This window comes from Vibrio sp. 1978 (genome assembly GCF_033344345.1).
Genome location: NZ_JAWPOP010001045.1, coordinates 1 through 514, shown reverse-complemented (window position 1 = coordinate 514; position 514 = coordinate 1). Strand labels below are relative to the sequence as shown.

The following is a 514-nucleotide window of genomic DNA, read 5'->3' as shown; positions in this document are numbered from 1 at the left end:
GGACGCAGTCTCTTTCCTCACTTTTTGGGGACGTTCGATAGTTTTATCTACAAGAATATTGTTAATCCTTTAGCAACTCAGTTGACTGGATTTAGTGGGCAAGCTGGCGATTGTACAATACGCATCATTGAAGGAACTTCAACTTTAGGTTTTAGAACAAGGTGGGGCATAGCTCGTCGCGGCAATATACATGCACATCACTATTCTATGGACTTGAAAAATGGTGGATATATCTTCGATACTGGGGATTCAATCAAAGATCGAGAACTAAATGCAGTTATCCTTGAAAGCTGGCAAGAAAGAGACCTAAAAGAAACCAAAAATCGAATGCTTGCTGCTGGCTACGCAACTTATAGAGACATTGAGTATTTAGCACTGAAAGCACTTACCGAAGAGAAATTTGAAAAATTTGTTCAACTATTCGCAAAAAAATATCCGTTAATAATTGTGGATGAGTGCCAAGATCTTTCTTTTGAGCAGCTTATGATTCTCCAATGTCTCTCAGATGTTGGTA

Annotated in this window: 1 pseudogene; it reads left to right on the top strand. The window is 38.7% G+C overall.

Annotated features, from left to right (window positions below):
* A pseudogene (locus tag R8N49_RS30570) lies at nt 1-514 on the top strand (UvrD-helicase domain-containing protein); the annotation flags it as partial.